The organism is Streptomyces sp. NEAU-YJ-81, from assembly GCF_017592595.1.
Lineage (GTDB): Bacteria > Actinomycetota > Actinomycetes > Streptomycetales > Streptomycetaceae > Streptomyces > Streptomyces hygroscopicus_B.
On record NZ_JAGFNO010000010.1, the window covers coordinates 214035 to 239006 of the forward strand.

General features: G+C 72.3%; 25 protein-coding genes. 16 read left to right on the forward strand and 9 right to left on the reverse strand.

Features of this window, described 5'->3' with window-relative positions; genetic code table 11:
- Positions 1 to 146: 146 nt before the first annotated feature.
- From J5X86_RS23460 to J5X86_RS23490, 7 genes are all read right to left on the reverse strand, one after another.
- Entirely contained in the window at positions 147 to 812 is a 666-nt protein-coding gene (locus J5X86_RS23460) for a CBS domain-containing protein (RefSeq protein ID WP_208518707.1), read from the reverse strand.
- Between the two features lie 14 nt (positions 813 to 826).
- Entirely contained in the window at positions 827 to 2185 is a 1359-nt protein-coding gene (locus J5X86_RS23465) for a nicotinate phosphoribosyltransferase (protein WP_208518708.1), read from the reverse strand.
- Positions 2186 to 2209: 24 nt separating this feature from the next.
- Complete coding sequence (locus J5X86_RS23470; RefSeq protein ID WP_208518709.1) at positions 2210 to 3043, reverse strand: universal stress protein; 834 nt, start codon at positions 3041 to 3043, stop codon at positions 2210 to 2212.
- A 17-nt stretch (positions 3044 to 3060) separates the two neighbouring features.
- Positions 3061 to 4128 (reverse strand): alcohol dehydrogenase catalytic domain-containing protein, encoded by a 1068-nt coding sequence (locus tag J5X86_RS23475; protein ID WP_208518710.1) that lies wholly within the window; start codon positions 4126 to 4128, stop codon positions 3061 to 3063.
- A 144-nt stretch (positions 4129 to 4272) separates the two neighbouring features.
- The gene (locus tag J5X86_RS23480; protein ID WP_208518711.1) at positions 4273 to 5127 is read right to left on the reverse strand and encodes a universal stress protein; all 855 of its coding nucleotides are present in this window, start codon (positions 5125 to 5127) and stop codon (positions 4273 to 4275) included.
- 1022 nt (positions 5128 to 6149) lie between these two features.
- On the reverse strand, positions 6150 to 7052 hold the full coding sequence (locus J5X86_RS23485) for a universal stress protein (RefSeq protein WP_208518712.1): 903 nt from the start codon (positions 7050 to 7052) through the stop codon (positions 6150 to 6152).
- A complete protein-coding gene (locus tag J5X86_RS23490; RefSeq protein ID WP_208518713.1) occupies positions 7049 to 7651 on the reverse strand; it encodes a CBS domain-containing protein in 603 nt (200 codons plus the stop codon). The genes J5X86_RS23485 and J5X86_RS23490 overlap by 4 nt, the downstream gene beginning before the upstream one ends.
- 214 nt (positions 7652 to 7865) lie before the next feature.
- Here J5X86_RS23490 and J5X86_RS23495 point away from each other — a divergent pair, with 214 nt between their 5' ends.
- A complete protein-coding gene (locus tag J5X86_RS23495) occupies positions 7866 to 8744 on the forward strand; it encodes a universal stress protein (protein WP_208518714.1) in 879 nt (292 codons plus the stop codon).
- Between the two features lie 105 nt (positions 8745 to 8849).
- On the forward strand, positions 8850 to 11285 hold the full coding sequence (locus J5X86_RS23500) for a phosphoketolase (protein WP_208518715.1): 2436 nt from the start codon (positions 8850 to 8852) through the stop codon (positions 11283 to 11285).
- A 60-nt stretch (positions 11286 to 11345) separates the two neighbouring features.
- Here J5X86_RS23500 and J5X86_RS23505 read toward each other — a convergent pair whose 3' ends face one another.
- Positions 11346 to 12617, reverse strand: a complete 1272-nt coding sequence (locus tag J5X86_RS23505; RefSeq protein WP_208518716.1) for an FAD-binding protein — start codon at positions 12615 to 12617, stop codon at positions 11346 to 11348.
- Positions 12618 to 12819: 202 nt separating this feature from the next.
- On the opposite strand from J5X86_RS23505, the gene J5X86_RS23510 reads away from it, so the two are divergent.
- The 14 genes from J5X86_RS23510 to J5X86_RS23575 all read left to right on the forward strand — a co-directional run bounded on the left by J5X86_RS23510 (position 12820) and on the right by J5X86_RS23575 (position 23048).
- Positions 12820 to 13674 (forward strand): MIP/aquaporin family protein, encoded by an 855-nt coding sequence (locus J5X86_RS23510; RefSeq protein ID WP_078639192.1) that lies wholly within the window; start codon positions 12820 to 12822, stop codon positions 13672 to 13674.
- A 38-nt stretch (positions 13675 to 13712) separates the two neighbouring features.
- On the forward strand, positions 13713 to 15230 hold the full coding sequence (glpK, locus tag J5X86_RS23515; RefSeq protein ID WP_208518717.1) for a glycerol kinase GlpK: 1518 nt from the start codon (positions 13713 to 13715) through the stop codon (positions 15228 to 15230).
- Positions 15231 to 15439: 209 nt separating this feature from the next.
- A complete protein-coding gene (locus J5X86_RS23520) occupies positions 15440 to 16585 on the forward strand; it encodes a glutathione-independent formaldehyde dehydrogenase (protein ID WP_208518781.1) in 1146 nt (381 codons plus the stop codon).
- A gap of 87 nt (positions 16586 to 16672) precedes the next feature.
- The gene (locus J5X86_RS23525) at positions 16673 to 17146 is read left to right on the forward strand and encodes a hypothetical protein (protein WP_208518718.1); all 474 of its coding nucleotides are present in this window, start codon (positions 16673 to 16675) and stop codon (positions 17144 to 17146) included.
- On the forward strand, positions 17139 to 18173 hold the full coding sequence (locus J5X86_RS23530) for an SRPBCC family protein (RefSeq protein ID WP_208518719.1): 1035 nt from the start codon (positions 17139 to 17141) through the stop codon (positions 18171 to 18173). The genes J5X86_RS23525 and J5X86_RS23530 overlap by 8 nt, the downstream gene beginning before the upstream one ends.
- Before the next feature lie 30 nt (positions 18174 to 18203).
- A complete protein-coding gene (gene gvpJ, locus J5X86_RS23535) occupies positions 18204 to 18647 on the forward strand; it encodes a gas vesicle protein GvpJ (RefSeq protein WP_208518720.1) in 444 nt (147 codons plus the stop codon).
- The gene (locus tag J5X86_RS23540) at positions 18647 to 19432 is read left to right on the forward strand and encodes a GvpL/GvpF family gas vesicle protein (RefSeq protein WP_208518721.1); all 786 of its coding nucleotides are present in this window, start codon (positions 18647 to 18649) and stop codon (positions 19430 to 19432) included. Before gvpJ ends, J5X86_RS23540 begins: the two co-directional genes overlap by 1 nt.
- 2 nt (positions 19433 to 19434) lie before the next feature.
- Complete coding sequence (locus J5X86_RS23545) at positions 19435 to 19686, forward strand: gas vesicle protein GvpG (protein ID WP_208518722.1); 252 nt, start codon at positions 19435 to 19437, stop codon at positions 19684 to 19686.
- A gap of 3 nt (positions 19687 to 19689) precedes the next feature.
- A complete protein-coding gene (gene gvpO / locus J5X86_RS52505; RefSeq protein ID WP_208518723.1) occupies positions 19690 to 20130 on the forward strand; it encodes a gas vesicle protein GvpO in 441 nt (146 codons plus the stop codon).
- Positions 20127 to 20507, forward strand: coding sequence for a gas vesicle protein (locus tag J5X86_RS23555; protein ID WP_208518724.1), 381 nt, complete (start codon positions 20127 to 20129; stop codon positions 20505 to 20507). The genes gvpO and J5X86_RS23555 overlap by 4 nt, the downstream gene beginning before the upstream one ends.
- Positions 20504 to 21349, forward strand: a complete 846-nt coding sequence (locus J5X86_RS23560) for a GvpL/GvpF family gas vesicle protein (protein ID WP_208518725.1) — start codon at positions 20504 to 20506, stop codon at positions 21347 to 21349. Before J5X86_RS23555 ends, J5X86_RS23560 begins: the two co-directional genes overlap by 4 nt.
- The gene (locus J5X86_RS23565) at positions 21346 to 21558 is read left to right on the forward strand and encodes a gas vesicle protein (RefSeq protein WP_208518726.1); all 213 of its coding nucleotides are present in this window, start codon (positions 21346 to 21348) and stop codon (positions 21556 to 21558) included. The genes J5X86_RS23560 and J5X86_RS23565 overlap by 4 nt, the downstream gene beginning before the upstream one ends.
- Positions 21548 to 21847 (forward strand): gas vesicle protein K, encoded by a 300-nt coding sequence (locus tag J5X86_RS23570; protein WP_208518727.1) that lies wholly within the window; start codon positions 21548 to 21550, stop codon positions 21845 to 21847. Before J5X86_RS23565 ends, J5X86_RS23570 begins: the two co-directional genes overlap by 11 nt.
- 109 nt (positions 21848 to 21956) lie before the next feature.
- Positions 21957 to 23048 (forward strand): helix-turn-helix domain-containing protein, encoded by a 1092-nt coding sequence (locus J5X86_RS23575; RefSeq protein WP_208518728.1) that lies wholly within the window; start codon positions 21957 to 21959, stop codon positions 23046 to 23048.
- A 21-nt stretch (positions 23049 to 23069) separates the two neighbouring features.
- On the opposite strand, the gene J5X86_RS23580 is transcribed toward J5X86_RS23575, so the two are convergent.
- Positions 23070 to 24971 (reverse strand): CocE/NonD family hydrolase, encoded by a 1902-nt coding sequence (locus J5X86_RS23580; RefSeq protein ID WP_208518729.1) that lies wholly within the window; start codon positions 24969 to 24971, stop codon positions 23070 to 23072.
- Position 24972 lies beyond the last annotated feature (1 nt).

Consider the following 24972-nt stretch of genomic DNA (forward strand, 5'->3'; position numbering starts at 1 on the left):
CGGTAGTGGCGTAGGGGCCTCGTTGTCGTCTTCGTGCCGTGGCGCCCTCGGACGGTCCCAGCCACGCCGCCGGGGCCTCCCGGTGCGGCCGGGCGCGCCGTCCCGCGCGCCCGGCCCGGCCGGGCCCGCCGGAGCGCACCGCGCACCTACCGCCGCTGGGCCGTATGAGGCGCGGCGGTGAGCTGGTTGTCGAAGTCGACCACGCCCTCGATTGCCCGGATGAGACGGGCCGCCGCCGGGATGAGCACGGCTTCCCTGACCCGGCCGGTCAGGGTGACCACGCCCTCGTTCACGCTCACCCGGACGGTTTCCCCCACGGCCGGGAAGAGATGGGCCACCACCTCGCGGCGCACCTCCTCCTCGATGTCGTCGTCCGGCCGCAGAAAGACCTTCAGCAGGTCGGCGCGGCTGACAATGCCCTCCAGTCGGCCCTCCTCGTCCACCACCGGGAGCCGTTTGACCCGCTTATGGGTCATGATCCGCGCGGCATCGGCGAGCGTCGCGCTCGCGTGGACGGTGATGGCGGGGGACGTCATCAGCTCGTCGGCCGTCACCGCGCCCGCCTTGGCGATACCGGGGAGGTCGGGCAACTGCGCCACCCGCGCCGGATCGCTGTCGCGGAACTCCTCCTTGGGCAGCAGATCCGCCTCGGAGACCACGCCGATGACCCGGCCCTCCCCCTCCAGCACCGGCAGGGCGCTCACCCGCCACTGCTCCAGCGTTCTGACGATCTCCTTGAACGGCGCTTCGCGGCCGACGGCGACGACGGTATGGGTCATCACATCGCTCACAATGTGCGCACTCCGGGGCACGGCATCCTCCTTGGTCACGCTGCCTGTCTTCCGCCCGCCTCGCCGCCGGCCGCGAGCCGGTGCTCGATCCGGTGGCGCACCCGCCCCGCGAGCCGGGCCAGTCCGGCGGAGGTGGCCGGCCGGGGCGGGATCGGCCGGCGGATCCGCCGGGCGTGCGGTGGCAGCCCCGCGAGATCGGTGTCGAACCGCCGCCGCGCGCGGTCGAGGGTGTCGGGGGCTCCGGTGCGCCTGCCCTCCCGCATCACGGTCTCCAGCAGTGGTGCGCCGCCGTGGGGCGGAAGCTCGTCGCATTCGCCGATCACATCGGCGTAGCCGGGGCGGCGCCAGACCTGCTTGGTCCCGGGGGCGGTGGCCTTGGCCGAGGACAGTTTCATCACCGGGGTCCCGTCGTAGGCGACCAGCTTGTACGCGGTGTCGAGGGCGGCGGCGTCGGCCGACACCCCCATCCGGGTGCCCACGGCGAAGACATCGATCGGCGCGCCCGAGTGGATCAGCTCCTCCATGGCGTACTCGTCGAGCCCGCCGCTCACCACGATCCGCACCTCGGGCAGCCCCGCCGCGTCGAGGATCTTCCGCGCCCGCACCGCCTGCTCGCCCAGGTCGCCGCTGTCCAGCCGGATCGCGCCGCTGGGCCCGGATTCCAGCTCGCTCAGCACCCGCGCCGCGGTGGCCACTCCGCTCGCCGTGTCATAGGTGTCCACCAGGAAGGTGACCGGTCCGGGATGGGTACGGGCGAACGCGCGGAACGCGGCCTCCTCGTCCGGGAACGCCTCGATGTACGCATGCGCCATCGTCCCGCTCGCCTCGATCCCGTACGCGGCGGCCGCCGCGACATTGCTGGTCGCCGTGAACCCGGTCATCGCGCTCAGCCGCGCCGACTGCATCCCGGCCCAGGGGCCGTGGGTGCGGCGCAGCGAGAAGTCCACCACCGGGCGCCCCTCCGCGGCCAGCACGCACCGGGCCGCCTTGGAGGCGATGGTGGTCTGATGGCTCAGTTGCCCCATCAGATACGTCTCGACCAGCTGGGCCTGCGGCAGCGGCGCGGTCAGCTCCAGCAGTGGCTCCCCGGCCAGGACGATCCGCCCCTCGGGCACCGCCCGCACCTCGCCGTCGAAGCCGAGCCCCAGCAGGGGTTCGAGGTCCTCGTACGGACGGTGCATCGCCGCGGCGAACGCCGCCACGTCCTCGGGCTCCACGCGGAAGCCGGAGAGAAAGTCCAGCGCCGGCTCCAGGCCCGCGGCGACCAGGAAGCCCCGCTCGGGCGGCAGCGCGCGGGCGTAGAGGTCGAAGGTGGCCGGGCCGGTCATGCCCTCGCGCAGATACGACAGGGCCATCGTCGCCTCGTAGAGGTCGGTGGTCATCGCCTCCGACATGTCACTCTCGCCTCCCTTCGGACATCAGCCGCACGGAACGACCGCCACCGGGCACGGCGCGTGGTGCACCGCCGCGTGGATCACCGAGCCCAGGCAGGGGACGGGGCCCGGCTCCGTCTCCTCGCGGCCCAGCACGAGCAGCCCGGAGCCCGGCGCGGTGTGCATCACACCGAGGGCCGGGCGCTCGGAGGTGAGGGCCTCCGCCACCGGCACCCCGGGGTACTTCTCCCGCCAGGGGCGCAGCGCCGCGTCCAGCGCGTCCGCCGCCGCCGACGCTCCCGCTGCCCCGACTTCTTCGGTTCCCGGCCCGCCCGCGCCCGCGTGCACGGCGCGCAGCGCACCGCCACGCCGGGCGGCGGCGTCGAAGGCGAACCGCAGCGTCTCCTCGTTCGTCCCCCGCAGGCACACCCCGACGGTCACATCGGCGGTCAGCGGCCGGTCGTCGGCGTGCACCATGATCACCGGCCGTTCCCCGTGCGCCAGCACATGGCGACCGGTCGATCCGAGGAGGAAGCCGCCGGGGGTGCCGCGGCCGCGCGAGCCGAGCACCAGCATCTCGGCGTCCCGGGCCGCGTCCAGCAGGGCGGGCACGGTCTCGCGCGGCACCAGCTCGGCCGAGACCTGCAGCCCCGGATGGGCGTCGCGCAACTCGCCCACCAGGTCGGTCAGCAGACGCTGCGCCCAGTAGTGCAGGTCGTCCTCGTGGGGGAGGGTCGGAGCCTCGGGCGACGGCGGGTTCCAAGCGTGGATCAGACGCAGCCGCAGATCCCGCAGCAGCGCCTCGCGGGCCGCCCAGTGTGCGGCCGGCGGGCTCTCGGCGAAACCGTCGACGCCGACGACGATCGGCGCTCCTCCCATACGTGTCACCTCCCCGCTCACGTCCCCCGGGCCACCAGCGGACGGGCGGCCTCGCCGAGCGCGATTTTGATCGCGCCGGTGTCGGCCGCGCGGGCGAAGACGTCGTACGCCTCCTCCATCTGGTCCAGCTCGAACAGATGGGTGATCAACGTGGACGCGGGCAGCCGCCCGGCGGCCAGCAGGGAGAGCAGGGTGGGGGTGGAGAAGGTGTCGACCAGCCCGGTGGTGATCGTCACGTTCTTGATCCACAGCTCTTCGAGATGCAGCGTCGCGGGCCGGGCATGCACCCCGACATTGGCGATCCGGCCGCCCGGCCGCACCATCCGGGTGCAGGTCTCGAAGCTCCGCGGGCTCCCGACGGCCTCGATCACCACATCGGCGCCGAGCCCCTCGGTGAGATCGTCGACCAGCCGCTCCGGGTCCTCGGCGGGGTCCGCCACCGCGTCGGCGCCGACCCGCTTGGCGGCGTCCAGCCGGGCCGGGTCCGGATCGATGGAGATGATCCGGCCGGGGGAGAAGAACTGCGCCGTCGCGATCGAGGCCAGCCCGACGGGCCCGGCGCCCATCACCACGACCGTATCGCCCGGCCCCACCCGGCCGTTGAGGACGCCCACCTCATAGGCGGTGGGGAAGACATCCGCCAGCAGCACGGCGTCATGGCCCTCGACCGACCCCGTCAGCGGATGCGTGGACATGTCGGCGAAGGGCACCCGGACGTACTCGGCCTGGGTGCCGTCGATCATGCGCCCGAGGATCCAGCCCCCGCCGTCACGGCACTGTCCGTAGTTGCGCTCCCGGCAGAAGCGGCAGTGGCCGCAGGCCGAGATGCAGGAGAGCAGCACCCGGTCGCCGGGACGGACCCCGCGGACGTCGGCACCGGTCTCGACGATCTCGCCGACCCCCTCGTGGCCGAGCACCCTGCCGGGGCTGATGTCCGGCAGCTCGCCGCGGAGGATGTGCAGATCGGTGCCGCAGATGGTCGTGGTGTCGATCCGGACGATCGCGTCGGTGGTGGCCTCGAGTTCGGGGTCGGGCACCTCCTGCCAGGAGGACTGCTCCGGCCCGTGGAAGACGAGTGCTTTCATGGCCGTTTCCCTCTCCTCCGGTTGTTCGCCTTCTCCTCCGAGTGTTCGCCTTCGGCTTCCGCCACGGTTCTCGGCCGCCTCGTCGCGCGGTGTGTCATCCGGTCGGGCGCGTCGTGTGGTGAGGTGGCCGAGCGTCCCGAGGTCTCATCGCTGGGGCACGATCGCGACCGGGCAGGCGGCGTGGTGCGCCACCGCCTGGGTGACCGGCCCCAGCCGGGGGCCGAACCCCACCTGGCGCGGACCACGGCCCACGACCATCAGCGCCGTCCCCGCCGCCATGCCCACGAGCTGCCGGGCCGGGCTGTCCGACGCGATCTCCTCGAAGACCCGCACCTCGGAGAACTTGTCCCGCCACGGCGCCAGCACCTCGCCCAGCGCGTGCTCGGACTCCTTGCGCGCGTCGCTCAGCCCCACGTCCACCACCCAGGGGGCGTCGCCCCGGATAGCGGGGACCCGGCTGGCGTACACGGCGCGCAGCACACCGTCGCGGCGGGCCGCGGCGTCGAAGGCGAACTCCAGGATGTCCTCGCCCGGCTCGCCCGGCTCCACCCCGACCACCACATCGCCTTGCCGGTCCTCGTGCGCGTCCGCCCGCACCAGGACCACGGGGGTCACGGCGCGTGCGGCGAGCTCCAGGCCGACGGAGCCGAGGAAGAACCCGGCGACCGCGCCGATCGAGCGGGACCCCACCACCAGCAACTGGGCCCGCTCCGCCTCGGCCAGCAGAACGGGCGCGGGCCAGCCCGGGATCTGGTCGGTGAGGATCGCCATGTCCGGGTGGTCGGCGTCCAGCTCGGCGCGCGCCGAGCCCAGGGCGCGCTCGGCCCAGTAGTGCCAGGCGGCCTCCCGGCCCGGTGTCAGATCCTTCTGATCGGGCCCCGGCCACGCGTTCACCAGCCGCAGCGGCGCTTCGCGCGAACGGGCCTCGTGTGCCGCCCAGCCGGCGGCGGCCAGACTCTCGGGGGAACCGTCCAGCCCGACGGTGACGGGGCGCGCCATCACTGCCTCCTTCCCGGCAGACCCACTCGGCACCTCAGCCGCCTCCGGGACGTACGAGCCGCCAGCCGCCAGCCGCCAGCCGCCAGCCGACCGCGCCCAGCTACTCGTGCGCGGCGCCGCGTGCCACGGTGGCCCGCGCGCGTGCCTTATCGGCAGCGACGCACCCCTTGTCCATAGCCGCGGCCACCGCTGGGAGGCGCCCAGCCCGAGGCGCGGCGCCGGGGGCGCCCACTTCTCGCGGGCCCTGATTGCGCGGTGCGCGGTATTCGTGCGTCCGCTTCTCCGCGTCTGCCGAATGCCCCCGGTGCCATCTCCAGCGGACCATGACCGGGCCCCCACCGACAGGGCCGACCGGTCCCGGCTAGGTCCCAGGGACCAGGTCATCCGGCCCTTTCCACCGCCCGGAACAAGCCCCGGAACCCGGCCCGGCCAGCCTGCCCACCGGCACGGTGGCCCAGCGCGTCCGCGCGCCACGGTCGCCCGGGGCGGTCGACTGGCCATCGTTGCCTGGCGCGGTTACCCGGTGCGTCTGCTGACGTGGTGGCCGGGTGGGGTCGGCCGGTCTCGTCGCCTGGTCCGGTTGCTCGGCGCCACTGCTTGGCGCGGTTGCCCGGTGCGTCCGCCGCCCTGGTGGCCCGGTGCGATTGCCCGGTCTCGTCGCCTGGCCTGCCTGCCTGGACCGGCTGCTCGACGCCCTCTCCTGGCTCCGTTGGTCGGCTCGTCGCTTGGCGCGCCCGCTCGGCTCGGTTGCCCCGCACGGTCCACCGCGCCGGTCGCCTGATGCGCCTGCCTGGCGCGGCAGCCCGGCCCGTCCACCGACCCGGTCGTCCGGCTCGGTCACCCGGCACGCCCGCCGCCCTGGTCGCACGATTCGATCACCCGGCCCCGCCCCCGGGGCCGTCGCCCGGCGCACCACCCCGCGCACCCGCTCGGCCTCGTACTCGGCTGGGAAGTCCCCGGCTGGGAAGCCCCCGGCTGGGGAGCCCCCAGGGGAGAGCCCCCTCTCCGTTCCCGCCCCAGAGCTACTCCACCGGCACCAGCACCACCGGGCAGTGCGCATGGTGGAGTGCCGCGTGGGTGACCGGGCCGAGTTGCATGCCGAGGCGGGGGGTGCGCCGGTGGACGGCGAGTATCAGGACGTCGGCCGCTCGTGACGCCTCCACCAGTGCCTGGGCGGGGGCGGTGTGGGTGGTGTGTTCGCGGACCCGGATCTGCCCGAACTCCTCGCGCAGACCGGCCACCATGCCGTGGGCCACCGTCTGTTCCCGCTCGGCGCGCAGCGCCACCACCTCGCGTGCGGGCAGGGCGTGATCGCCCGCGAAGACCCGGGGCCGCGGCCAGGCGTAGAGCACCCGTAGTCGGGCGCGGCGTCGCTTCGCCTCCTCGAAGGCGAACCGGGCCGCCGCAGCGTCCGCGCCGCTCTCCACCCCGACCAGCACCTTGCCGTGGCTCTCGGCCCCATAGGTCGTCGTCGGCCCGCCGCGTACCACCAGCAGCGGGCGCCGGGTGTGGGCGGCCAGCCGGAGCCCGACCGAGCCGAGCAGCAGTCCGGTGAAACCGCCCAGCCCCCGGGTGCCGATGACGATCAGCGCGGCGTCCCCGCCGATCCGCAGCAGTTCGGGCACCGCGTCCTGCGCCGTCAGGGTGGGCACGATCCGCAGCTCGGGATCCTGCTCCTGGGCCCGCGATACGGCCAGCCGCAGCACGGTTCTGGCGATCTCCACCGCGGGCCGCCGGGGTTCGCTGTTCGGGTCGAAGGCGAGCGGGTCGGTCCGCGCCCACGGCCAGGCGTGCACGATCTCCAGCGTGGCGTGACGGCGCCGCGCCTCGGCGACCGCCCCGTCCAGCGCGGCCCAGGCGCTGTCCGAGCCGTCCAGGCCCACCACCACCCGGCCGTCCCGCACCGGCTTGGCCGGGTGGGTCATCGCCGCGCACCTCCCCGGCTGGCGGAGTCGTCGATCAGGTAGGTGAGCCGGTCGACCACGGCCACCACGCCGTCCACCTGTCCGGCCATCCGGACGGCGATGGGGATCTCGCTGTGCCGGTCCAGCCGGCCCTCCAGCCGTACGATCCCGTCGGTCACGGTGACCGCGACGGACTGCGGGCCGAGCCACAGCGAGCGGACCAGCACCTCGTCGATCACCTCGGCGCGGATCTCGTCGTCCGGGCGGAGGAAGACCCGCAGCAGATCCCGGCGGGTGACGATGCCGATCAGCCGGTCCTCCTCGTCGACGACGGGAAGCCGCTCGACGCGATGGTGTTCCATCGCGCGGGCCGCGTCCACGATGCTGTCCTGGGGGCGCACGGTGACCGCGGGGCGCGACATCAGTTGCCCGGCCGTCGGGGCGGGTTCGCTGAGATCGGTCCCAGTGATCATGCCGACCACCTTGTCGTCGTCGTCCACCACGGGCAGCCCGTTGAAGCGGTGCCGCGAGAGCAGCGCACCGACCTCGTCGAACGAGGCCATGGAGCTCACCCGGACGACGTCGTCGGTCATCACGTTGCCGATCTTGCGGTGCTTCATCCGTGCCTCCCCGGTCCGGTCCCAGCCTCGGACGGCGACCAGCCCGCCCTCTTGGGCTGCCCGGGGTCCGATGCGGACCGTTCGGCCCGCGTGGGCGCCCTGGGCCGAACGACCCCCGGCGGGGCCGAAGCGCCCCTCGCGCCGGACCCGCACGGCCGCGAGGGTGAAAAGGCGTCGGCGCGGTGCGGCCGCCGCGCGGAAGGTGGTGGAAACGGTGGACCTCCCCCTCGTCGTGGGCGTCGACGGCTCCCACCACAGCCTTCAGGCGGTGGACTGGGCGGTGGACGCGGCGGCCCGGTACGGGGTGCCGCTGCGGCTGATCCATGCCTCACTGTGGGAGCGGTACGAGGGCATCGCCCCCGCCGCCGACCCGGCGCGCCCCTGGGAGCTGATCAGGGACGAGGAGATCGCCGCCTCCGCGGCGGAGCGCGCCCGCCGATGCGGCCCCAAGGTGAAGGTCTGCGCCGAGGTCCTGCCGGAGGACCCGGTCGCCGCGCTGCTGCGTGCCGGCCGGGACGCCTCGGGCCTGGTCACCGGCTCCCGCGGGCGCGGCGAGCTCGCCGCGCTGCTCCTCGGCTCGGTGAGCCTCGCGGTCGCCGCCCGCGCCTCGTGCCCGGTGACCGTCGTACGCGGCGGCGAGCCCAACCGGCGCGGCGCCTTCGGCCGGATCGTGCTCGGCGTGGGCGAGACGGCCGGCCCCTCGGCCGCGACCCGGTTCGCCTTCCACGAGGCCGAGGTGAGCGGCCGCACGCTGGAGGCCGTACGGGCCTGGCGCGCCCCGGCCGGTGAGGTGACGGATGATCTGCTGCTGGAGGGGGACCCGGTACGTGCCCACTGGGCACGGGCGGAGCGGACGCTGGATCACGCCCTGCGGACCCCCGGACGGGACCACCCCGAGGTCACCGTCCACCGCGAGGCGGTCGAGGGAGCGGCCCGCAAGGCGCTCCTCCACGCGGCGGCCACCGCCGATCTGCTGGTCCTCGGCGCCCGCCGCGGCCACGGTCACGCTGTGGGACTGGAGCTCGGCCGCATCGCCCACGCGGCACTGCACCACGCGCCTTGCCCGGTGGTGATCGTGCCGGAGCGGGTCTGAACGGCCGACCGGCGGCGCGCCCGGCGGGCAGGTAACGCGACCGTCAGGCAAGGCAACCGGACACCACGAGGGCACATCACCGGACACCACGAGGGAGAGAGGGCCATGCCAGACGCACCGACCACGACGGGCACGCCGGACAGCTCGACCGGCTCACCGGAAAGCTCGACGGGCTCACCGGACAGCGGGCTCGGCGACGACCGGATCCGCGCCCTGGACGCCCACTGGCGCGCCGCCAACTACCTCGCGGCGGGCCAGATCTATCTGCTGGCCAACCCCCTGCTGACCGAGCCGCTGCGCCCGGACCACATCAAGCCCCGGCTGCTGGGCCACTGGGGCACATCACCCGGCCTCAACCTCGTCCACACCCACCTGAACCGCGTCATCAAGGACCGCGACCTGGACGCCATCTGCGTCTGGGGCCCCGGCCACGGCGGCCCCGCGGTGCTCGCCGGCTCCTGGCTGGACGGCAGCTACTCCGAGATCTATCCGGACGTCAGCCGGGACGCGGCGGGCATGGCTCGGCTCTTCCGGCAGTTCTCCTTCCCCGGCGGGGTGCCCAGCCATGTCGCCCCCGAGACCCCCGGCTCGATCCACGAGGGCGGTGAGCTCGGCTACTCCCTGGCTCACGCCTACGGGGCCGCGCTGGACAGCCCCGGCCTGCTGGTCGCCTGCGTCATCGGCGACGGAGAGGCCGAGACCGGTCCGCTGGCCGGCTCCTGGCACGCGAACAAGTTCCTGGACCCCGTCCACGACGGCGCCGTACTGCCGATCCTCCACCTCAACGGGTACAAGATCGCCAACCCCACGGTGCTCGCCCGGCTGCCCCGGCCCGAACTCGACGAGCTGCTGCGCGGGTACGGCCATGAGCCGATCCACGTCGCCGGGGACGAACCGCTCGCCGTGCACCGGGCCATGGCGCACGCCCTGGACGAGGCCCTGGACCGGATCGCCCTGCTCCAGCGCACCGCCCGCGAGGAGGGCATCGCCGAGCGGCCGCGCTGGCCGATGATCGTGCTCCGTACGCCCAAGGGCTGGACCGGGCCCGAGGTGGTCGACGGGCTCCCCGTGGAGGGCACCTGGCGCGCCCACCAGGTCCCCCTGCCGGGTGTCCGCGAGAACCCGGAGCATCTGCGGCAGCTGGAGCGCTGGCTGCGTTCGTACCGCCCCGAGGAGCTCTTCGACGCCGACGGGCGGCCCCGGCCGCCGCTCCTGGCCGAGGTCCCGGACGGCGACCGCCGCCTGGGCGCGAATCCGCACGCCAACGGCGGGCTGCTGCTGCGCTCGCTGCCCCTGCCCGCCCTGGAGCGGTACGCGGTCCCCGTGGACAAGCCCGGTGCGACCCTGCACGAGCCGACCCGGGTCCTCGGCGGGCTGCTGGAGAAGGTCATGGAGGACACCGCCGCCCGCCGCGACTTCAGGGTGGTCGGCCCCGACGAGACCGCCTCCAACCGGCTGGAGGGCCTCTTCCGCGCCACCGGCAAGGCGTGGCAGGAGTCCGTCCTGCCCACCGATGAGCACCTCAGCCGGAGCGGCCGGGTCATGGAGATCCTCTCCGAGCACCTCTGCCAGGGCTGGCTGGAGGGCTATCTGCTGACCGGGCGGCACGGTCTCTTCTCCTGCTACGAGGCGTTCGTGCACATCGTCGACTCCATGGTCAACCAGCACATCAAATGGCTGAAGGTGTCCCGCTCACTGCCGTGGCGGCGCCCCGTGGCCTCGCTCAACTATCTGCTGACCTCGCATGTGTGGCGCCAGGACCACAACGGCTTCTCGCACCAGGACCCCGGTTTCGTCGACCATGTGCTCAACAAAAGCCCGGAGGTCGTGCGCGTCTATCTGCCGCCGGACACCAACACCCTGCTCAGCGTGGCCGATCATGTCCTGCGCACCCGCGACTACGTCAATGTCGTCGTCGCGGGCAAACAGCCCTGCTTCGACTGGCTCGATCTCGACCAGGCGCGCGCCCACTGTGCCCGCGGCGCCGGGACCTGGGACTGGGCCGGTACCGAGAACGGCGCGGGGGAGCCGGATGTGGTGCTGGCCGGCGCGGGCGACGTGCCCACCCAGGAGGTCGTCGCGGCCGCCGGAATCCTCCGCCGCCATCTGCCCGATGTGGCCGTGCGCGTGGTCAACGTCGTCGACATGACCCGGCTGCTGCCGAAGGAGGAGCATCCGCACGGGATGCCGGACCACGAGTTCGACGCCCTGTTCACCCGCGACCGGCCGGTGATCTTCGCCTACCACGGATATCCGTGGCTGGTGCACCGGCTGTCCTACCGCCGGGCCGTCCACCCGCACCTGCATGTGCGCGGCTACAAGGAGATGGGCACCACGACGACACCGTTCGACATGGTGGTCCGCAACGACCTGGACCGCTTCCGGCTGGTGATGGACGTCATCGACCGGACCCCGGGGCTCGCGGGGCGCGCCGTGGCCGTACGGCAGCGGATGCAGGACGCCCGCACCCGCCACCGCGCCTGGATCCGCGAGCACGGCACCGATATGCCCGAGGTCGCCGAATGGTCCTGGACCGGCTGAGGACCGGTCCCTGACGCCCCGCCCGGGCGGACCGACGGGGTCACCCGGTGGGGAACGGGGTCACCCGGTGGGGAAGTAGCCGTCCAGATAGGCGTTGCGGAACTTCCCCGCCGGGTCGTACTCGGCCAGCAGCCGTGCGAAGTCGGCGGCCCGGTCGTACGAGGAGAGGATCCGCTCGGGGGCGGCCGTCGTCAGCTTGCCCCAGTGCGGCCGCGCCCCCAGCGGCAGCAGCGCCTCCTCCAGCGCGGCCACCACCTCGATCACCGCCTCGTGGTCGGGGACCCAGGTGAAGTGGAAGGCGACGCTGTCCCGGCCGTACGCGGGGCTCAGCCACAGCTCGTCCGCCGCGACCGTACGGACCTCGGACACCTGCACCACGGGCGCGATCCGGTCGCCGAGACCGCGCAGCGCGGCGAACGCCGCCGAGGCGGCCTCGCGCGGCAGCAGCAGCTCCGACTGCAGCTCATCGCCGTTGCTGGGGGTGAAGTCCGGGCGGAAGTGCGGCAGCCGCTCATGCCACGGCCCCGGCGCGCCCAACTGCTCGGTGCAGTGCAGCGGCGGCATCGCGGGCACCGGGTGGTGGTGGCGGTCGGCCGGGACGGCCCCCAGCCACGGCTGCCCGGGCTCCGGGGGATCGGGCAGATCGGTGCGGCACTTCAGCCATACCACCCCCTCGCCCGAGTGCCAGTCGGTGAAGACGCTGACGCTGTAGGCGGCGCCGAAGATCTCCTCGAAGCTGTCGTCCAGCCGGTCAAGCGGAAGCCCGGTCCACACCCACTGGGCCACGTCGTAGGTGGGCTCGATGTCCAGCGTCATGGCGGTGACGACGCCCAGTCCGCCGAGCCCGACCACGGCCCCGTTCAGCCGGTCCCGGTCCTCGTCCCGGTCCATCCGGGTCACCTCGCCGTCGGGGCCGACGATCTCCAGCCCCGCGACCACCGCCGCCAGACACTGCTGGGCGCTCCCCGAGCCGTGGGTGGCGGTGGCACAGGCCCCCGCGACCGTGATGTGCGGCAGCGAGGCGAGGTTGGCCAGGGCCAGGCCCTCCGCGTGCAGGGCCTGGGCCACATGGGCGTAGCGCATGCCCGCCGCGATGGTCGCGGTGCGCTTCCCGGGGTCGATCTCCACCCGGTGCGGCAGCCGGTCCAGGTTCACCAGATCGCCCTCGGTGTCGGCGATGCGGTTGAAGGAGTGGCCCGTGCCGAGCACCCGTACCCGGTCGGCGGAGCGGACGATCCGCCGCAGCTCGTCGACGGTGTCCGGGCGGTGCAGCCGGGCGGCGGAGAAGGTGATGTTCCCGGCCCAGTTCGTCGGGGCTTGGGTGGTCGGCATCCGTGTCGTCCTGTTTCCGCTGGAGGGCGATGGGTGATGGTGTCCTGACCTTGGTACAGGGCCGCACCCTGATCCGTACAGACCGGCTTTCGCCGTCCATGACCCGTCGATGATTCGCTTCCCCAACCCGTCCATGATCGTCCATGCCCCGGACGGCCCAGCAAGACGGGCCGCCGTGCCGCCGCGCGCCCAGGATGGGCGCATGACTGACCCGAAGGCTGCCCCGAAGGCGAACCATCCGAGGTCGGCACTGCTCGGCGAACTCTGCGCGGAGTTCGCGGGCACCATGGTGCTGATCCTCTTCGGCTGCGGCGTCGTGGCCCAGGTCGTGGCCGGCGGCGCCCTCACCAAGCCCCCGGGCGGTCTCGGCGACCACGACTCCATCTCGTGGGCCTGGGGCCTGGGCGTCACCCTCGGTGTGTATGTGGCGGCGCGGCTCAGCGGGGCTCATATCAACCCGGCGGTCACCGTCTCCCTGGCGGCCTTCAAGGGCTTCCCCTGGAGCAAGGTCCTGCCGTACGTGGGGGCCCAGACGCTCGGCGCGTTCGTCGGGGCCCTGCTGGTGCGCTGGAACTACACCGAGGTGCTGGGCCACGCCGACCCGGGGCACACCTTCAAGACCCAGTTCGTCTTCTCCACCCTCCCCGGTAACGGCGCCCTTCCGGTCAGCGAATGGGGCGCGCTGCGCGACCAGATCATCGGCACCGCGATCCTGGTGCTGCTCATCTTCGCCGTCACCGATCTGCTGAACTCGGCCCCCAAGGCCAATCTGGGGCCGCTCATCATCGGCCTGATCGTGGTCGCGATCGGCATGGCGTGGGGCGCCGACGCGGGGTACGCCATCAACCCGGCCCGTGACTTCGGCCCCCGGCTCGCCAGCTACCTCACCGGCTATCACAGCGCCTGGCGGGACCAGTACGGGGACATCTATTTCTGGGTGCCGATCGTGGGCCCGCTGGTCGGCGGGCTGATCGGCGCCGCCCTCTACAAGGTCCTGATCAGTCGCTACCTCCCGGTGGCCACACCGGAGGTGGGCCGCACCCCCACCCCCGAATAGCCGATCCGGGCCGGGCCCCACCCACGAGAGGCGGCATCATGCCGGAATTCGTCGGTGCGGTGGACCAGGGAACCACCAGCACCCGCTTCATGATCTTCAACCACGACGGCGACGAGGTGGCTCGGTACCAGCTCGAGCACCGCCAGATCCTGCCGCGCGCGGGGTGGGTCGAGCACGATCCGGTGGAAATCTACGAGCGCACCAACTCCGTGATGCAGAACGCCCTCCGCGCGGGCGGCCTTTCGCCCGCCGACCTGGCCGCGATGGGCATCACCAATCAGCGCGAGACCACCGTGATCTGGGATCCGCGCAACGGCCGCCCGTACTACAACGCCATCGTCTGGCAGGACACCCGCACCGACACCATCGCCGCCGCCCTCGAACGGGACGGCCGTGGCGAGATCATCCGCCGCAAGGCGGGGCTGCCGCCCGCCACCTACTTCTCCGGCGGCAAGATCAAATGGATTCTGGAGAACGTCGAGGGCGTCCGCGAGGCCGCCGAGCGCGGCCACGCCCTCTTCGGCAACACCGACGCCTGGGTGCTGTGGAACCTCACCGGCGGCCCCGGCGCCGGCATCCACGCCACCGATGTCACCAACGCCAGCCGCACCATGCTGATGAACCTGGAGACGCTGGACTGGGACGACGAACTGCTGGAGATCTTCGGCATTCCGCGCGCGATGCTGCCGACGATCAACCCCTCCTCCCACCCCGAGGCGTTCGGCCAGGCCCGCACCTCCCGCCCGCTGCGCACCGCCACCCCCATCACCGGCGTCCTCGGCGACCAGCAGGCGGCCACGGTCGGCCAGGTCTGCTTCGCCCCCGGCGAGGCCAAGAACACCTATGGCACCGGTAACTTCCTGCTGCTCAACACGGGAGCGGAGCTGATCCGCTCGACCAGCGGGCTGCTCACGACCGTGGCGTACCAGTTCGGCGACAGCCCTCCCGCCTACGCCCTGGAGGGCTCGATCGCCGTCACCGGCTCGGCCGTCCAGTGGCTGCGCGACCAGATGAAGATGATCGACGACGCTCCCGGGAGCGAGCGGCTCGCCCGCACCGTCGAGGACAACGGCGGGGTGTACTTCGTGCCCGCCTTCTCCGGGCTCTTCGCCCCGTACTGGCGCTCCGACGCCCGGGGCGCGATTGTCGGCCTCACCCGCTTCAACACCAATGGCCATATCGCCCGGGCCACCCTGGAGGCCATCTGCTACCAGAGCCGGGACGTGGTCGAGGCCATGGAGCGGGACGCCGACATCCACCTGGACGTCCTGCGGGTGGACGGCGGGGTCACCGACAACGAGCTGTGCATGCAGATCCAGGCCGATGTGCTGGGCGTACCGGTCAGCCGCCCCGTCATCGCCGAGACCACCGCCCTGGGCGCCGCCTACGCCGCGGGGCTGGCCACAGGATTCTGGCGGGACACCGATGAGCTGCGCTCCCACTGGAGCGAGTCCAGGCGGTGGGAGCCCCAATGGGACCAGAAGGCCAGGGAGGAGGGCTACGCGGGCTGGAAGAAGGCCGTCCAGCGCACTCTGGACTGGATCACGGTCGAGTAGGCCCCGGGATCACGGTCGACCAGGCCCACGGATCACGGCCGAGTACGCCCGGGCAGGGCCCGGGGCCGGGTGGCCGCGCCGGGACCCGGTTGCGCCGGGCGTCCGACGGCGTTTCGCTGGAAGTACCCGGTGGTGGCCGAGACACCCTGGGACCGCGCTGTTCCCGCCACCACCGCCGCTTGTCAGCATCCGACGCGGAGGTGATCCAGGTGAAAGCCGTCGTCTACGAGAAGCCCTATTCGGTGGCGGTGAGGGACGTCGAGGATCCTCGGATCGAGCATCCGAACGATGTGATCGTGCGCGTCACCTCCAGCGCGATCTGCGGCTCCGATCTGCATATGTACGAAGGCCGTACGGCGGCCGAGCCCGGCATCGTCTTCGGGCACGAGAACCTCGGCGTCGTCGAGGAGACCGGCCCCGGCGTCGTCACGCTGTCCAAGGGCGACCGCGTCGTCATGCCGTTCAACGTGGCCTGCGGATTCTGCAAGAACTGCCTCGCGGGCGACACCGGCTTCTGTCTCACCGTCAACCCCGGTTTCGCGGGCGGTGCCTACGGCTATGTGGCGATGGGCCCCTACACGGGCGGCCAGGCCGAGCGGCTGCGGGTGCCCTTCGCCGACTTCAACTGCCTGAAGCTGCCCGCGGGCGAGGAGTTCGAGACCGACTTCATCCTGCTCGCCGACATCTTCCCGACCGGCTATCACGGCTGTGAGCTGGCCGAGGTCTCCCCGGGCGAGAGCGTGGCCGTCTACGGCGCGGGCCCGGTGGGGCTGATGTCCGCCTACTCCGCGCTGCTGCGCGGCGCCGCCAAGGTGTTCGTGGTCGACCGGGTCCCCGAGCGGCTGGCCAAGGCCGAGGAGATCGGCGCCATCCCCATCGACTTCAGCAAGGACGACGCGGTGCGACAGATCCTGGACCGTACCGGCGGCGAGGGCACAGACAAGGGCATCGACGCCGTGGGCTACCAGGCCCAGGGGCGCGAAGCCGGTCATGAGGAGCCCGCGGTGGTGCTCAACTCGCTGGTCGATACGGTGCGGCCGACCGGACGGCTCGGCGTGCCGGGGCTGTACGTCCCCTCCGACCCCGGCGCCCCCGACGAGCACGCCAAACACGGTCAGCTGCTGGTCTCCATCGGCCGGATGTTCGAGAAGGGCCAGCGCATGGGCACGGGCCAGTGCAATGTCAAGCGCTACAACCGCCAGCTGCGCGACCTGATCATCGCCGGTCGCGCCAGGCCCAGCTTTGTGGTCTCGCATGAACTCCCGCTGGCCCAGGCCCCGCAGGCGTACGAGAAGTTCGACAAGCGGGTGGAGGGCTACACCAAGGTGGTGCTGCATCCGGTGCTCGCGGCCTGACGGGTCACTTAATAGGGTGAAATGCACCATACTTGGCTATATATACCCGAACGGCTGTCTCGTTCAGCTCCGGGAGGAGGAGCGATCATGAAGAACTCCCGGGTGGCGCTGGCCTTCGCCAGTGGCTATCTCTTCGGGCGCGGCCACAGGGGGGCCTTGGTCCTCGGCCTCGCCGGTCTCGCCGCGGGCAAGCGGCTCTCCGGAATCAGCCCACCGGGCGCCCAGGCGCTGAAGTCCTCCGAGCTCGGCAAGCTGGGCCAGGAGATCGGCAGCCGGCTGGTCTCCGCGGGCCGGGAGGCGGCCATGTCGGCGGCCAGTAGCCGCATCGACGCCCTGAGCGACCGGCTGGAGCACCGCGCCTCGGCGCTGCGCACCGGCGGCGCGGGGGGCGGGGAGCCGGAGGCCGGGGAGGACGAGGAGCCGGACGAGCACGAGGAGCGCGAACCACGCGAGCGCACCGGCAAGCAGCAGGGCAAGTCGGCCGACCGTCCGGCGCAGGCCAGGAAGCGGACGGCTCCGAAGGGCCCGCGTGACGAAGCCAGAGGTGAGGGCCATGGCTGAGGAAACCCCCAAGGGACGGGCCGGTGGGCGCGGCGCGCTTCCCACCGACCGCCTGGCGAAGGAAGCACAGGGCCTGCTGATGGCGCTGGGCGAAAAAGCTCTGGAATCGGTCACCCACCTGGGGGGGAACCCCGGGATGGGCGGCGCACTGAAGGGCGGGCTGAAGGGCGGGCTGAAGGGCGGGCTGGAACAGGCCAAGGACAAGGTCGTCGACACGGCCAAGGAGAAGGTCAAGGACCAGGTCAAGGAAAAGGTCGTCGACAAGGCCAAGAGCTTCATCCCGGGCCTCGGCGGTGGCGGCGACGGTGGCGGCAAGGGCGGCAAGAAGCTCAAGGTCACCAACATCGTGGAGCAGATCGACGTGGGCGCGCCCCTCTCCCTCACCTACAACCTCTGGACGGAGTGGGAGAACTTCCCCTCGTACATGAAGAAGGTCGAGGACGTCCAGAACAAGGGCGAGGAGGAGGGCGAGGGCGAGGACGAGGACGTGCCCGGGACGGAATCCGAGTGGAAGGCCCAGGTCTTCTGGTCGCACCGCAAGTGGCAGGCAGAGGTCGTCGAGCAGGTGCCCGACAAGCGGATCATCTGGACGTCACGGGCCGACAAGGGCCATGTGGACGGCACGATCACCTTCCATGAGCTGGCCCCCGAGCTCACCCGGATCCTGTTCGTCCTGGAGTACTGGCCGCAGGGCTTCATGGAGCGCACCGGCAACCTCTGGCGTGCCCAGGGCCGCCGGGTGCGGCTGGAGTTGAAGCACTTCCGCCGTCATCTCATGCGCGAGGTGCTGCTCGACCCCGACGAGGTCGTGGGCTGGCGCGGTGTGGTGCACGACGGCGAGATCGTGGAGGGGGACGAGCGAGAGGAGGGGGAGGGCGAGGAAGGCGAGGAAGGCGAGGAGCGCGAGGAGTACGACGAGGAGGAAGAGCCCGAGGAGTCCGAGGAGTACGAGGACGAGGAGCCCCGGGACGAAGACGAGGAGGAGTACGAGGACGAGGAGCCCGCACGGCGCCGCACGCGCCGCTGAGGGATCCCGCCCCGGGAACGGGTGAGCGCGGTGACCGTAGCACGCCAGCAGCAGAGCCAGTATCTGGACCGGGCGAGTTCCAGCGCCCTGGTCGACGTGGTCGACCTGATCCTGGACAAGGGCCTGGTCATCGATGTGTATGTGCGGGTGTCCCTGGTGGGCATCGAGCTTCTGACCATCGACGCCCGGATCGTCGTCGCCAGTGTGGACACGTATCTGCGGTTCGCGGAGGCGACCAACCGACTCGACCTCGCCCGCAGCGGCACCGAGACCCACGGCCTGCCCGGCCTCATGGACGACCTCCGCGAGGGCGGCGGCAAGAAGAAGACCAAGGGCGCCCTGGAAGGCGTCAAGGAATCGGTCTCGGATCTGCTGCGGGACGATGACGACGAGGACCGGGAGCCCGAGCCCGAGGAGCGGGGCAGGCCCCGGCGCACGAGGGGTTCCACCAGCCACAGGGAGCGCGAGCGGTGATGGCCGAGGACGCACGTGCCTGCTATGTCTACGGGGTCGTCACGGACGACCGGACCGATGAGGCGGTCAAGGACCTGCCCGCCGTCGGGGATCCGGAGGCCCCGGTGACCCTGGTCCGCCACCGCGGCCAGGCCGCGGTGGTCAGCGAGGTGCCCGTCGGCAAACCGCTGGGCACCCCCGAGGATCTGCGCACCCATGCCAAGGTGCTGGACAGCCTGGCCGAGCAGGGCCCACCGGTGCTGCCGTTCCGCTTCGGCACCGTGGTGCGCGACACCGCGGCGGTGACCGACGAGCTGCTGGCCGAGGGGCATGACGACTTCGTCCGCGGCCTGGACCGGCTCCGCGGCCGCTCGCAGCTCACCGTGCGGGCCCGGTATGAGCAGGACGCGGTCTTGCGCGAGGTGGTGACCGAACAGCCGGAGGCCAGACGGCTCCGCGAGGAGCTGCGGGGGCTGCCGGAGGAGGAGGGGTACGAGCAGCGGATCCAGCTCGGCCGGCTCGTCATGGACACCATCGACGCGAAGCGCAGCGTGGACGCGCTGGAGCTCGACCGGCGGCTGGGGCCGTACGCGCTGGGCTCGGTGTCGCAGGAGGCGGCGTCCGCCGAAGGGCTGGTCAACGCCTCGTTCCTGGTGGAGGACGCGAAGCGGCAGGCGTTCGAGGAGGCGGCCGAGGAGCTCGCCGAGCACTGGCACGGCCGGGTCCGGATGCGGCTGCTCGGCCCGCTGGCGCCGTACGACTTCGTGGCCGACGCACTGCTCGAAGGAGAGGAAGGCGACGAGTAGCCATGGGACTGTTCACCGGCCTGGCCACGCTGCCGCTGGCCCCGGTGCGAGGTGTCGTCTGGATCGCCGAACGGCTCCATGACGAGGCCCATCGGCAGCTTTACGACCCCGAGGTGATCAAGCAGCGGCTGGAAGAGGTCGCGGAGGCCCGGGAGAGTGGAGAGCTCACCGAGGAGGAGGCGGCCCGCGAGGAGGACGAGCTGGTTCGCAGGCTGATGTCCCAGGGGCCGCCCGGCGGGGGCCTGGAGGTATGAGCCGTGCCCCCCGAGGAACGGCCTCGCGAGGAGCGCCGCCGTGAGGAGCGCCACGACGAGGAGCGCCACGACGAGGATCGCCACCGCGACGAACGCCACCACGAGGAGCGGCCGCGCACCCGGCCCCGTGCGGAACGGGACCGGCACGAGCAGGGCCATGAGCGGGAGCGGCCCCGGCGTTCCGCCCTCGACGCCCGCGGCGCCGCGCGGAGTGCGGCGCGCCATGTCGAGGGGCTCACCGGGCGGGCCGCGGAGGGCGTCACCTCGCTGGAGCGCGGGGAGGACGGCTGGATCATCGGCATCGAGGTCGTCGAGACCCACCGGATACCGGACTCCACCGACATCCTCGCCGAGTACCAGGTCGAGCTGGACGACTGCGGCGAACTCTCCTCCTACCGCCGCACCGAGCGCTACTACCGGGGCAGGGGGGAGGACCGGACATGAACCAGAGCTCCGACTGGAACGCTCCGGTCCGGCGCACCGGCGGCGCACGCGAACCGGCCCGCCGTGGATCCGAGCCCTCCAGCCTGGCCGACATCCTGGAGCGGGTGCTCGACAAGGGCATCGTCATCGCCGGTGACATCCAGATCAATCTGCTGGACATCGAACTGCTGACGATCAAGATCCGGCTGCTGGTCGCCTCCGTGGACCGGGCCAAGGAGATGGGCATCGACTGGTGGGAGCACGACCCCACGCTCTCCTCCGGCGCCCGGGACGTCCTGGAGGAGAACGAGCGGCTGCGGCGGCGCGTCGGCGAGCTGGAGGACGGCCGCGGCGCGCGCGAGGTGGACCGCGGCGCGGAGCGGGAGGACGAACGGTGACCGATTCCCTCGCCACCTGGCTGTACGCGGTGACGGCCGCCCCCGAGGACGGCGCCCCGCCGCAGGGGCTCACCGGTGTGGCGGACGAGCCGGTGCGCCTGGTGGAGAAGGCGGGGCTGGCCGCCGTCGTGGGCTCCGTACCCCTGGAGGAGTTCGACGAGGACGCGCTGCGCGGCCATCTGGAGGACCTGGAGTGGCTGGAGCGCACGGCCCGCGCCCACCACCGGGTGATCAACGGCGCGGCCCGCCAGGGCCAGGTCATCCCGCTGCGCTTCGCCACGCTCTACCACGACGACGACCGGGTCCGCGCGATGCTCCAGGAGCGCCGGGAGGACTTCACGGCCACGCTGCGGCGGGTGGCGGGCCGCACCGAGTGGGGCGTCAAGGCGTATGTCGACCCCAGGTCCTTCCTGCCCGACCCGGACGAGCCCGTCGGCGGCGAGGACAGCCCCGGCACCGCCTATCTGCTGCGCCGGCGGGCCCAGCGGCAGGACCAGGAGACCGCGCATCTGCGGGCGACCGAGCGGGCGGAGGAGATCCACGCCTCCCTCGCCGCGCTGGCGGTGGCGACGGCCGCCCATCCACCGCAGGACACCGCGCTGGCCGCGTACGAGGGATGGATGGTGCTGAACAACTCCTATCTGGTGCCCGACGGCCTGACCGAGGAGTTCACCGCCCTGGTGACCGCGCTGGGAGAGCGCTACCTCGCCGTCACTCTGGAGGTCAGCGGCCCCTGGCCGCCGTACTCCTTCACCGCTCCGCCGAAGCGGGAGGGACAGGAAGGACAGGAAGGCCAGGAAGGCCAGGAAGGAGAGGACCGGCCTAAGGAGGCGCCGTCGTGACCCGTGCGATCGAGCGCAGGGAGGTGGCCCTGGTCGACCTGCTCGACCGGGTGCTCGCCGGAGGCGTGGTGATCGCGGGGGAGATCACCCTGACCATCGCCGACATCGACCTGGTGCGGATCTCCCTGCGCGCCCTGATCGCCTCCGTACGGGTGGAGAACGAGGAGGAGGAACGAGGAGGAAGGGAGGAGGTCCGCCATGACGGCTGACCGCGCTCCCCGGCCCGGTCGGCGGATCGAAGTGGACGAGGAGTCGGTCCGCAAGAGCCTGGCCGGTCTGGTGCTCACCATCGTCGAACTGCTGCGGCAGCTCATGGAGCGGCAGGCGCTGCGCCGCGTCGAGCAGGGCGGCATCAGCGATGAACAGATAGAGAAGCTCGGGCTGACGCTGATGGCCCTGGAGCAGAACATGGCCGAGCTGCGGGAGCACTTCGGGCTGACCGAGGACGACCTCAACCTGGATCTGGGCCCGCTGGGCCCCCTGCTGCCCCGCGACTGACCGGGCCCCGCGACCGGCCCCGGCCGCCCCAAGCCCCTGACCTGGGGGTCCGGCGCCGATTCGGGAGACTCCCCGGCCGGGCCCGTCACCCGCCGAGTAATGTGCGGGTGTGGGGATCACGCTCAACCTCCAGCGCGCACGACCGGCCGATGTGTACGTCGGCCGGTCGGCGCTGGCCGAGCTCATGTCGGTGCTGCACATCATGGCCGAGCCCGGCCACCACCCCGAGGCCCAGCGCTGGACGCACCGGCTCGGGACGGCGATCTCCCCCTCCCTCGCCCATGAGATGAGCGCCCTGTCCCCGCTGTGGGCCCGGCTCCGCTGCCGGCTGCTGTTCCCGCTGGGACTTCCGCTGGACCAGCCCTTCGAGGACGAGCTGCGCCATCTGGAGAAGCTGCCGCTCGAGGAGTTCGTGGGCCTGTGCTCCCAGGGAGTGCTCGGCTTCCGCGAGGCCGTGCCCCCGGCCCGAAGCCTGCTCACCGACCCCGAGGCCGCCGAGCGCTATGTGGCCCAGTGCGAGCTGCGGTCCATCCGGCGCGGGGAGCTGGCCCACGATCTGGTGGCCTCGCCCGAGAGGCTGCGCGGCCGGCTCCTGTGCTTCCTCGACTCCTGCGCCGAGGCGTTCTTCGCCTCCGAGTGGCGCACGGTCCGCGACCGGCTGGAGTCGGCCGCCGCCCGGGTCCGCAGCGACATCCGGCGGCGGGGTCTGGCCGAGGTGCTGGCCGGGCTCAGCCCCACGGCGGTGGTCTCCCGGGGCGGGGAGCGGGTGCGCTACGACAAGCTGGCCGTCGCCGAGATCGAGATCGGCCCACGCCCGCTCTTCCTGCTCCCCTCCGTCCATGTCTGGCCGCATCTGACCGTCAAGGACGAGGAGTCGCACCCCGTGGTGCTCCAGTTCGCCGCCCGAGAGGACGGGACGGCCGATCAGCTCACCCAGGCGGAGCTGCGGGCCCGGATGTCCGCGCTGGCGTCCCTGGGCCGGATGGAGGTGTGCCGCCATCTGCTGGGCGAGCCCATCACCACCTCCGAACTGGCCCAGCGGATGGGGCTCGCCGATACGCAGGTCTCCCGCACCCTGCGCCAGCTCAGGGACGCCGGGCTCATCGAGTCCGAGCGCGAGGGCAAGTACGTCTACCACCGGCTGGCCACCAGCACCCTGCTCCGGCTGGGGCAGGACGTGCTGGCGACCATCATGCGGTGACGGCCGCGCGCCCGCGGTCCGTCAGCCCGGCTGAGTCCACAGCAGCACCGCCGAGGGGCGATCGGCGTCCATGTGGACGCGGTTGGTCGCGACCACCTTGCGGCGGCTCACCGCCTCCGGCACCCCGGTATTGGAATTGACGTCGAACCGGGGGAAGTCGCTGGAGGAGATGTCCACCCGCAGCCGGTGCCCGGCCTCGAAGCGGTTGGCCGTGTCCGGCGCCGGGATCTCGATCTCGTACACCTCGCCCGGCTCCAGCGGCTCCGGGCGCTCGAACGACTCATGGAAGCGGCAGCGGAAGATGCCCTCGGTGAGGTTCATCGCGAAGCCGTGCGGATAGTCCTCGTTCGGCGGATACACATCGACCAGCTTCACCGTGAAGTCGGTGTCCGGCGCGGAGGAGGAGATGAACAGCCGCGCCGTGACCGGCCCGGCCACCACCAGCGGCTCCTCCAGCGGAGGGGTGGCGAGCGAGATCACATCGGGCCGGGAGTTCAGCGGCAGATACGGCGGGCGGGCACCGTAGAACCGCTCGTCCGGCACCTGGTCGAAGGCGCCGCCCACCATCACCGGTTCACCCGAGGTGACCTGGCCGCCCAGCGTCGGCACCGGGTCGTTCGGATCGAAGTCGTACTCCACCCAGGCCCGTTCGGCCGCCGGCCGCTCCCGGTTCAGCTCGCCCGAGGTGTGGCAGTAGAACGCGGTCTCCCGGGTCCCGGCCGGGGGCCACTGGGTGTCGGTGTGCCACCGGCCGCCGTGCCGCATCCGCCCGGCCTCGTCCCGCCTGCCGTCCCCGCCGCCCATCAGGAAATACCGCACCCGCGGGATCGACTCCGGGTCGCCGCCCCCCAGCACCGCGTCGAACCAGCGCTGCCGGAAGGACAGATACGAGGTGTCCACATTGCCGCTGAATGTCGCGGCGGGCCCGAAGTCCACATCACCGGCGAAGGTGACACAGCGCAGCCCGTGCTTCCACGGCCCCATCACCAGATAGGCCGGGGACCGCTTGAGACGGCCCATGGCGGTGAAGTTCTCGATGGTGGAGCGCACATACGGGTCGTACCAGCTCGACATGTGCAGGGTCGGCACATCGGGGAAGCGGTCGTAGTGGCCGCGCCCGTAGATGGCCGGCTGGCGCCAGTACGCCCCGAAGGCGTCATGCCGCCACTGGTCGAGCAGATAGTGCTCGTAACTCCCCACCTGACGCAGCGGGGAGACGCCGGTGCGCCACGGCAGCACGGTGAACCAGTCGCGCAGATCCGTCCCCGCGAACGCCTTGCGCACCAGCGGGTCCCGCTCCGCCTCCGGGCTCTCCTCACCGTGCCGGAAGGCCCAGGTGACCTGCTTGAGCTCGAAGGCGCCGCCCATCCGCATCCCGGCCTCGTAGGCGCTGGCGAAGCCGCCGGAGTCCATGAACATCGCGGACAGGCCGGTGGGGGACTCGGCCGCGGCAGCCGTCTGGGCGTGGGCCGAGTAGGACACCCCCATCATGGCCACCCGGCCGTCGCACCAGGGCTGGGCGGCGATCCAGTCGATGGTGTCCGCGCCGTCCGGCCCCTCGCCCAGGTACTTCACGAAGGTGCCGTCCGAGTCCCCGCGGCCCCGGCAGTCCTGCCGCACCACGTGGTACCCCGCGCGGACGAAGAACGCCGAGGTCTCCTCCGGCGTCGGCACCGGCTCGTCGTGGCGGCTGCGGTCGGAGTCGCGTATGTCGCGGCGGCCGTAGGGGGTCCGTTCGAGGATGACCGGGCGGGGCCCGGGCCGTTCCTCGGCGGTGAACAGATCGGCGGCCAGGGCGATCCCGTCCCGCGTCGGAACGCGCAGGGTGCGTCGCCACACCCGCTCGTCCAGCAGCCGGGCGGGCTCCTCCCAGGCCGCCCGCTCTCTGTCCCCGCTCGTTTCGGTCCGACTGGTTCGTGCCATG

Excerpts from the sequence above, each read along its gene's own strand:
- J5X86_RS23465 (WP_208518708.1), bottom strand. The coding sequence starts at position 2,185 with ATGTCGGAGGCGATGACCACCGACCTCTACGAGGCGACGATGGCCCTG.
- J5X86_RS23470 (WP_208518709.1), bottom strand. The coding sequence starts at position 3,043 with ATGGGAGGAGCGCCGATCGTCGTCGGCGTCGACGGTTTCGCCGAGAGC.
- J5X86_RS23475 (WP_208518710.1), bottom strand. The coding sequence starts at position 4,128 with ATGAAAGCACTCGTCTTCCACGGGCCGGAGCAGTCCTCCTGGCAGGAG.
- J5X86_RS23480 (WP_208518711.1), bottom strand. The coding sequence starts at position 5,127 with ATGGCGCGCCCCGTCACCGTCGGGCTGGACGGTTCCCCCGAGAGTCTG.
- J5X86_RS23485 (WP_208518712.1), bottom strand. The coding sequence starts at position 7,052 with ATGACCCACCCGGCCAAGCCGGTGCGGGACGGCCGGGTGGTGGTGGGC.
- J5X86_RS23490 (WP_208518713.1), bottom strand. The coding sequence starts at position 7,651 with ATGAAGCACCGCAAGATCGGCAACGTGATGACCGACGACGTCGTCCGG.
- J5X86_RS23500 (WP_208518715.1), top strand. The coding sequence starts at position 8,850 with ATGCCAGACGCACCGACCACGACGGGCACGCCGGACAGCTCGACCGGC.
- J5X86_RS23505 (WP_208518716.1), bottom strand. The coding sequence starts at position 12,617 with ATGCCGACCACCCAAGCCCCGACGAACTGGGCCGGGAACATCACCTTC.
- J5X86_RS23510 (WP_078639192.1), top strand. The coding sequence starts at position 12,820 with ATGACTGACCCGAAGGCTGCCCCGAAGGCGAACCATCCGAGGTCGGCA.
- glpK (WP_208518717.1), top strand. The coding sequence starts at position 13,713 with ATGCCGGAATTCGTCGGTGCGGTGGACCAGGGAACCACCAGCACCCGC.
- J5X86_RS23525 (WP_208518718.1), top strand. The coding sequence starts at position 16,673 with ATGAAGAACTCCCGGGTGGCGCTGGCCTTCGCCAGTGGCTATCTCTTC.
- J5X86_RS23530 (WP_208518719.1), top strand. The coding sequence starts at position 17,139 with ATGGCTGAGGAAACCCCCAAGGGACGGGCCGGTGGGCGCGGCGCGCTT.
- J5X86_RS23540 (WP_208518721.1), top strand. The coding sequence starts at position 18,647 with ATGGCCGAGGACGCACGTGCCTGCTATGTCTACGGGGTCGTCACGGAC.
- J5X86_RS23545 (WP_208518722.1), top strand. The coding sequence starts at position 19,435 with ATGGGACTGTTCACCGGCCTGGCCACGCTGCCGCTGGCCCCGGTGCGA.
- J5X86_RS23555 (WP_208518724.1), top strand. The coding sequence starts at position 20,127 with ATGAACCAGAGCTCCGACTGGAACGCTCCGGTCCGGCGCACCGGCGGC.
- J5X86_RS23570 (WP_208518727.1), top strand. The coding sequence starts at position 21,548 with ATGACGGCTGACCGCGCTCCCCGGCCCGGTCGGCGGATCGAAGTGGAC.
- J5X86_RS23580 (WP_208518729.1), bottom strand. The coding sequence starts at position 24,971 with ATGGCACGAACCAGTCGGACCGAAACGAGCGGGGACAGAGAGCGGGCG.